General features: G+C 71.6%; 5 protein-coding genes. All 5 read left to right on the plus strand.

Translation table 11 applies throughout. The features are described from left to right. The first annotated feature begins 170 nt into the window (after positions 1-170). The 5 genes from VFE05_15235 to VFE05_15255 all read left to right on the plus strand — a co-directional run bounded on the left by VFE05_15235 (position 171) and on the right by VFE05_15255 (position 4,837). Positions 171-914 carry an isoprenyl transferase gene (locus VFE05_15235; GenBank protein ID HET6231426.1) on the plus strand — a complete coding sequence of 248 codons (744 nt, stop codon included), beginning with the start codon at positions 171-173 and terminating at the stop codon, positions 912-914. A 9-nt stretch (positions 915-923) separates the two neighbouring features. Beyond that, entirely contained in the window at positions 924-1,781 is an 858-nt protein-coding gene (locus VFE05_15240; GenBank protein ID HET6231427.1) for a phosphatidate cytidylyltransferase, read from the plus strand. Beyond that, entirely contained in the window at positions 1,778-2,932 is a 1,155-nt protein-coding gene (locus VFE05_15245) for a 1-deoxy-D-xylulose-5-phosphate reductoisomerase (protein HET6231428.1), read from the plus strand. The genes VFE05_15240 and VFE05_15245 overlap by 4 nt, the downstream gene beginning before the upstream one ends. After that, positions 2,926-4,284, plus strand: a complete 1,359-nt coding sequence (gene rseP, locus VFE05_15250; GenBank protein ID HET6231429.1) for an RIP metalloprotease RseP — start codon at positions 2,926-2,928, stop codon at positions 4,282-4,284. The genes VFE05_15245 and rseP overlap by 7 nt, the downstream gene beginning before the upstream one ends. 175 nt (positions 4,285-4,459) lie before the next feature. Continuing rightward, positions 4,460-4,837: a TraR/DksA C4-type zinc finger protein gene (locus tag VFE05_15255; GenBank protein HET6231430.1), complete on the plus strand. Its 378-nt coding sequence runs from the start codon at positions 4,460-4,462 to the stop codon at positions 4,835-4,837. Positions 4,838-4,907: the final 70 nt, after the last annotated feature.

Here is a 4,907-nt window from a genome sequence, read left to right on the forward strand (position 1 = left end):
GTTTGCTCCCGCGGCGCCGGCGCTCAGGGGACCTATCCGCGGCGGCGGGGTACACGGTGCGTCCGACGGACCGAGACGGGGGACCGGCTGCATGCGGCGGCGGTCCCCCTCTTGCTTCTTTGCGGCACGGAGTGCTTTGACAAACTTCGCACGGGTTTCCATCTTTCGGCATGGCTTCTGACCTCCTGCACCACATCCGGCTGAACGGCGAGGTCCCCCGCCATGTCGCCATCATCATGGACGGCAACGGCCGCTGGGCGCGCGAGCGCAGCCGCCCGCGCGAGTTCGGGCACCGCGCCGGCATGCGCGCCGTGCGCGAGGCGGTGGAGGCGGCGGTGGACGCAGGCGTGGAGGTGCTGACGCTCTTCGCCTTCTCGCAAGAGAACTGGCACCGGCCCGCGGGCGAGGTGTCGGCGCTCATGGCGCTGCTGGAGCTGTACGTGCGCAAGGAGCGCCGCGAGCTGAAGGAGAAGGGCGTGGAGGTGCGGGTGATCGGCGACATGGACCGCCTGGGCCCGCGCACCCGCGGCGCGCTGGAGGGCATGGTGGAGCACACCGCAGGCGGCCCGAAGATGCGCCTGAACCTCGCCATCAGCTACGGCTCGCGCGCCGAGATCACGCGTGCCGCGCGCATGCTGGCCGAGCGCGTGCGCAACGGCACGCTGGTGCCCGAGGAGATCGACGAGGACCTGTTCGCGTCGCAGCTCTTCACGGCCGACGTGCCGGACCCGGACCTGCTGATCCGCACCTCGGGCGAGCTGCGCATCTCCAACTTCATGCTGTGGCAGCTGGCCTACACCGAGCTGCACATCTCCCAGGTGCTCTGGCCGGACTTCACGCGCGAGCACCTCTTCGGCGCCATCCTCGACTTCCAGCGGCGGGAGCGGCGCTTCGGCCGCGTCCTCGCCACCTAAGGCTCTTCCGTGGCCCGTTCGGAGACCGCGACGCGCGCCGCCGTGGCGGCGGTGGGCATCCCCATCGCCATCGGCGCCGTGTACCTGGGCGGCTGGGTGCTGGCCGCGCTGCTCGCGCTGGTCGCCGTCCTCGCCGCGCTGGAGCTGTACCGCATGGCGGGCCTCAAGGGCGCCCGCGCGCTCGCCGGCCTGGGCGCCGCGGCTTCCGCCGGGTTCGTCCTCGTCGCCGCCTCCGCTCCGCAGCGGGGGCTGGAGAACGCCGCGTTCGGCGCGCTGCTCGTCCTGCTCGTCCTCGGCGCCACCACGGCGGCCATCTGGACGCGCGGGGTGGAGGGGCAGCCGCTCCTCTCCGTGGCCGTCACCGTCTTCGGCGCGGCGTACACGGGCGGCCTCCTCGCCTTCGGCCTCTTCCTCCGCCACCTCCCCGGCGTCACGAACCCGCTGCACGGCACCGCGCTGCTCTTCGCGCCGGTGCTGCTCACGTGGTGCAACGACAGCTTCGCGTACTTCGTGGGCCGCGCGTTCGGCAAGCACAAGCTGATCCCGCGCGTGAGCCCCGGAAAGACGGTGGAGGGATCGGCCGGCGCGCTCGCGGGGACGATCCTCGTCGCGGTCGCGTACACGTGGGTCCTGAACCGCTTCCCCGGCTACCACCTAGGCCTGCTGCAAGCCGCCCTGTTCGGCGCGGTCGTCTCCGTCGCGGCGGTCGTCGGCGACCTGGCGGAGTCGCTGCTCAAGCGCGACGCGGGGGTCAAGGATTCCGGCACGCTGCTGCCGGGGCACGGCGGAGCGCTGGACCGCTTCGACTCGCTCTTCTTCACGCTGCCGCTGGCGTACTTCTTCTTCCGCTACGTGGTGGGCGCGTGACCCCTCGCGGCGTCGCCATCCTGGGCGCGACGGGCTCCATAGGCCGGAGCGCGCTGGCGGTGCTGGACCAGCACCCGGACCGCTTCCGCGCCGTCGCCCTCACCGCGCACCGGGGCGGCGACGCGCTCCTGAAGCTCGCCCGCCGGTATCGCCCCGACCTCGCAGTCGTCGCCGACGGTCCGGTGCCGGACGGCGCTTCGGCAGAGAGCGAGTGGAGGACGGGGCGCGCTGCGCTGCTGGAGGCCGCGACGCATCCCGACGCGGACGTCGTGCTGAACGCCGTGGTCGGCGCCGCGGGGTTGGAGCCCACGCTGGCCGCGCTGCGGGCGGGCAAGCGCGTGGCGCTGGCGAACAAGGAGTCGCTGGTGTGTGGCGGGCCGCTGGTGATGGAGGCGGCGCGGCAGGGCGGGGGGGAGCTGGTGCCGGTGGACAGCGAGCACAGCGCCATCCTCCAGTGCCTCAACGGGACCGCGCCGGACGAGGTGCGGCGGCTGGTGCTCACGGCGTCCGGCGGGCCCTTCCGCGGCTGGAGCGCCGAGCGCCTCGCGCACGTGACGCCGGCCGACGCGCTGCGGCATCCCACGTGGAGCATGGGCGCCAAGATCACCATCGACTCCGCCACGCTCGCCAACAAGGCGCTGGAGGTGATCGAGGCGCACTTCCTCTTCGGCGTGCCGTACGACGCGATCGAGGCCGTCGTGCATCCCCAGTCCATCATCCACAGCATGGTGGAGATGGTGGACGGCTCGGTGCTGGCGCAGATGGGGTTCCCCACGATGGAAATCCCCGTCCTCTACGCGCTATCGTATCCGCGGCGGCTGGAGTACGCGTGCCGCCGGTTCGACCCCGTGGCGGCGGGAACGCTGACCTTCGAGGCGGTGGACCAGGAGCGGTTCCCCGCGTTCGCGCTGGGCGTGGAAGCCGGGCGTGCGGGCGGCATCGCCCCGGCGGTCTTCAACGCCGCCAACGAGGTGGCGGTCGCCGCGTTCCTTTCCGGCGATCTGGGGTATACGGGAATCGCCGAAGCCGTGTCGCACGCGCTCGGCTGCTGCGGCGAGGGCGCCGCGGCCTCGCTGGAAGCGGTGCTCGACGCTGACTCGCGCGCCCGCCGCGCCACCGAAACCTTCGTTCGCAGACAGGTGCCGTGCTAGAGATCCTCTCGCTGATCGTAGTGATCTCCGTGCTCGTGCTGGTGCACGAGTTCGGGCACTTCTTCGCCGCCAAGGCTGTCGGCATCGCCGCGCCGCGCTTCTCGCTGGGCCTCGGGCCGCGCGTGGCGGGCTTCCACGTGGGCGAGACGGAGTTCGTGCTTTCGGCCATCCCGCTGGGCGGCTACGTGAAGATGGCGGGGATGGAGGACGACGCCGCGGCCGAGGGGCTGGAGGGCGGCGCCCCGGCCGACCCGCCGGTGGACCCATCGCGGACCTTCGATGCCAAGCCGCTGTGGGCGCGCGTCTTCGTGATCACCGCGGGCGTGATCATGAACATCTTGTTCGCCATCGTGGTCTACACCGTCACGCCGCTCATCTACGGCGAGACCGTGCTCCAGACGGTCCGGGTCGCCCCTCCCCCGTCGGGAGCGGCTGGCGTCCCCGCGAAGCCGCTGGAGACCGTGCCTTTCGGCGCGGCGATCCTGTCGGTGGGCGGCAAACCGGTGCAGAACTGGAACGACGTCAACGACAGGCTTTCCGACGCTCCCGCCGGCCCGGTGGAGCTGCGGCTGGACCGCGGGGGCCCCGTCACGCTGGACGTGCCCGGGGGGCAGGCGGACCGGCTGACGCTGCTCAACGCCGTCCGGCCGCTGATCCCCCCCGTGGCGGGTCAGGTCTTGGCGGGCGAGCCCGCCTTCCGCGCCGGCCTCCGCACGGGCGACAGCATCGTGGCCGTGAGCGGGAAGCCGGCGCGCACCTGGTACGAGGTGGTGGACGGCATCCAGGCCAGCCCCAAGCGGCCCATGCGCATGGACGTGGTGCGCGGCGGGCGCGTGCTGGCGCTGACCATCGTGCCCCGCTCCCAGCAGGAGACGGACGGCGAGGGCCGCCCCGTGCAGGTGGGGAAGATCGGGGTGGGGCCCAGGCCGCTGCCGCAGGGCCACCGTGCTGTCGGCTTCGCCGAAGCGGCGCACCAGGGCGTCACGAGGACCTGGGACGGTGCCCAGTACATCGCGGGAACGCTGCGGAAGCTGGTGACGGGGCAGATCTCCCCGCGCAGCATGGGCGGGCTGCTCAGCATCGGCGAGGCTTCGGGCGACAGCGCGCGGCTGGGGCTGGAGGTGTTCCTGGGTTTCCTGGGCTTCTTCTCCATCAACCTGGCCGTCCTCAACATCCTGCCGATCCCCATCCTGGACGGCGGGCACCTGATGTTCCTCGCCATCGAGGCCATCCGCGGGCGGCCGCTCTCGGTGGAGGCGCGCATCCGCATGTCGCACGTGGGGCTGTTCATCGTTGTCGCGCTGATGCTCTGGGCCAACGGCAACGACATCCTCCGCCGCTTCGGCATCTGACGGCATCTCCGCCCGCCCGGTGGACAGCGGGCGCGGGCTGGCGGAGATGCGCGCAAATGGTTATCTTTGAAGGTTGTTACGTACCGCTCGGGGCGCTTCTTCCTCCCCAACGTCCCTCGCGTCTCCCCCCGACGCCCCGCGTCCAAACGGCCAACACTCAGCAGTGAGACAGGCGATGGAACGGACCCAGCTCGAACAGATCGAGCGCCTTCTTCTTCGTGAGCGAGACAAGATCCTCCGGTCGCTCGGCCGGTTCCAGGAGCAGGCGTCGCTGACCCGCGACGCCGCGGACGCGGACCTGTCCAGCTACTCGTTCCACATGGCCGACCAGGGGACCGACGCCATGGAGCGCGAGAAGTCGTTCCTCTTCGCCAGCAAGGAAGGGCGCTACCTCTATCGCGTGGAAGAGGCGCTTCGCCGGCTGTACAACGACCCGGACGAGTTCGGCATCTGCCACGGCTGCAAGAAGCCGATCCCCTTCGAGCGGCTGGAGGCGCTGCCGCACGCCCGCTACTGCCTGGACTGCAAGCGCCGCGAGGAAGCCGCCGCGTGAACCCCGGCGGAAGTTCTCTCGGTGGATAGTCGAAGGATGAACGAGAAGGGCGACCCGAAGCGTCGGGTCG

The organism is Longimicrobiaceae bacterium (assembly GCA_035696245.1).
GTDB lineage: Bacteria > Gemmatimonadota > Gemmatimonadetes > Longimicrobiales > Longimicrobiaceae > DASRQW01.